The 2,010-nt window shown below is 71.1% G+C and carries 2 protein-coding genes and 1 pseudogene; 2 read left to right on the top strand and 1 reads right to left on the bottom strand.

Annotated features, from left to right (window positions below):
* The first annotated feature begins 231 nt into the window (after nucleotides 1-231).
* Both G3N92_RS33535 and G3N92_RS33530 read left to right on the top strand, forming a co-directional pair.
* On the top strand, nucleotides 232-579 hold the full coding sequence (locus tag G3N92_RS33535) for a hypothetical protein (RefSeq protein ID WP_206131795.1): 348 nt from the start codon (nucleotides 232-234) through the stop codon (nucleotides 577-579).
* Between the two features lie 92 nt (nucleotides 580-671).
* Entirely contained in the window at nucleotides 672-1,160 is a 489-nt protein-coding gene (locus tag G3N92_RS33530; RefSeq protein ID WP_206131794.1) for a cupin domain-containing protein, read from the top strand.
* Nucleotides 1,161-1,442: 282 nt separating this feature from the next.
* Here G3N92_RS33530 and G3N92_RS33525 read toward each other — a convergent pair.
* A pseudogene (locus G3N92_RS33525) lies at nucleotides 1,443-2,010 on the bottom strand (hypothetical protein); the annotation flags it as partial.

Raw genomic sequence — 2,010 nt, 5'->3', positions numbered from 1 at the left:
AGAGGCAACTCGCATGGACATACTGCGCGACGATGAAAATCGAGCTAGAATCTGACTTCACGTCGAGAGACTGACGTGCCGCCTGCGAGATGTTCTTTTCTAGTGATCCGCGGACCACCGAGATCTCCACTGCCACCAACGCTCTTTCCCTACACAACGCTCTTCCGATCTGCCGGCCCCGAACTGGCCGCGACGCTCGGCCCGCTGGCGGCCTCGCTGAACGCGACAGCCGTGTTCGACGGCGTGGGCGGCGCGCTGCTCGGCGCGCTCGCGCCTGCGCTGGCGCCGCGCTCGACGATCTACACGTACGGCTTCCTCGATCGCGACGAGCCGTTCTCGATCGCCACCGCGCTGCTGATGATGAAGGATCTGACGATCCGCCGCTTCAGCAACTTCGAGAGCGCGACGGTGCGCGATCCGGCCCGGCTGGTGCGTGCGCTGACGGCGCTCGAGGGGCTGATCGACGACCCCGCGCTGCGCACGCGGCTCGGGCCGGCGTTCGCGTTCGACCGGATCGGCGAGGCGATGGCGTTCGAGCCGGCCGACGGCACCAAGGCCGTGCTGGTGGCGCGTTCCTGAGCGCCAGGGGGCCGAATGCGCGAGGCGGGTGGACAGCGCGGCACATGCGTGCTGTCATGCCCGTTCCCCACCATGCCCACAGGAGCCTCGCGATGTCGCGCCCCGATTTCATCAAGCACTGGACCGAACTCGAAGGGCCGGAGGCCGGGCATTACCCCGGCGATCCCGAGCCGATGGGCCTCGGCGCGCCGCTCGCGCGCAAGCTCGGGCTGACGCGCATCGGCATCCATCACGTGCGGCTGCTGCCGGGCCGGCGCACGTCGTACCCGCACGCCGAGAGCGCCGAGGAGGAGTTCGCCTACGTGGTCGCGGGCACGCCGGATGTCTGGATCGACGGCCATCTGCACCGGCTCGCGCCGGGCGACGCGGTGGCGTTCCCGGCCGGTACGGGCATTTGCCACACGTTCCTGAACAACACGCCGGACGAGGTGCGGCTGATCGTGGTGGGCGAGACGCCGAAGGACGAGAACCGCATCCGCTATCCGCTGAACGCCGCGCACGAGGCGACGCGCGACGACCGCTGGACCGACTGGCCGGAACGGGCGCTCGGGCCGCACGACGGGAAGCCGAGGGTCGCGTGAGAGGGGGCGGGGTGACGTTGGCGGCGCGTTGGTTGGTTCGCCGGGCGTCGCCTGAACGAACCGCGCAGGGCAGCCGGGCGTCGCGTCAAGCGAGCACTGGCTTACGTCGGCGTCTCGCCGGTTTGCTCGCCGTGCGCTGCCTGAACGAGCCACGTAGGGAAGCGGAAAATCGCATCACGCGGGCATCGGCATCCGCCAACGCCGCGCCGGTTTGCTCGCCCTGCGCCGCCCGAGCGAGCCGCGCAGGGCGGCCGAGAATCGCGTCAAGCGAGCACTACTGGCTTACGCCATCGCCGTCCCGGCTTCCTCACCCAGCACCGCCTGCACCAGCCACGCGGCCAGCCCATCGAGCACGGGCCGCCAGTCGCCGCTGTCGCGCTGGCGCAGCACCGTGACGCCCGGCAGCCACGGCGACGTAGCGCCCGCGCTGCCCCAGCGCCAGTCGCCGGAATGGTTGACCGGCACGCAGGTCGGCGCGCCGAGCAGCGCGGCGAGGTTCGCCACCGACGAATCGACGGCGATCACGGCATCGAGTTCGCGGATGCAGGCGGCGGTGTCGTCGAAGCCGTCGATGTCGGGCGCGTAGTGGCGCATCCCGCGCGGCAGCCCACCGGCCAGCGCTTCGCCGGTCGGATGATGCAGGCTCACGAACAGCACGCGCGAAGCCAGCGCCGGATCCGCGATCAGCCGCTCGACCGCGTCGCGCGGCAGGCTGCGGCGCGCGGCCCAGCAGCGCGCCGCGCTGCCGAGTTCGGGGCGGTGGCGATGCGCGCAGTCGTAGAACAGGCCCACCAGCTTGCGGCCCGGTGCGCCGGCGCGCAGGCGGCAGATCGGAAGAGCACACGGCTGA

The organism is Burkholderia sp. Ac-20379, from assembly GCF_017104645.1.
In the GTDB taxonomy this organism is placed as follows: Bacteria; Pseudomonadota; Gammaproteobacteria; order Burkholderiales; family Burkholderiaceae; genus Burkholderia.
This window is presented reverse-complemented; position numbering and strand designations above follow the sequence as displayed.

Excerpts from the sequence above, each read along its gene's own strand:
- G3N92_RS33530 (WP_206131794.1), top strand. The coding sequence starts at position 672 with ATGTCGCGCCCCGATTTCATCAAGCACTGGACCGAACTCGAAGGGCCG.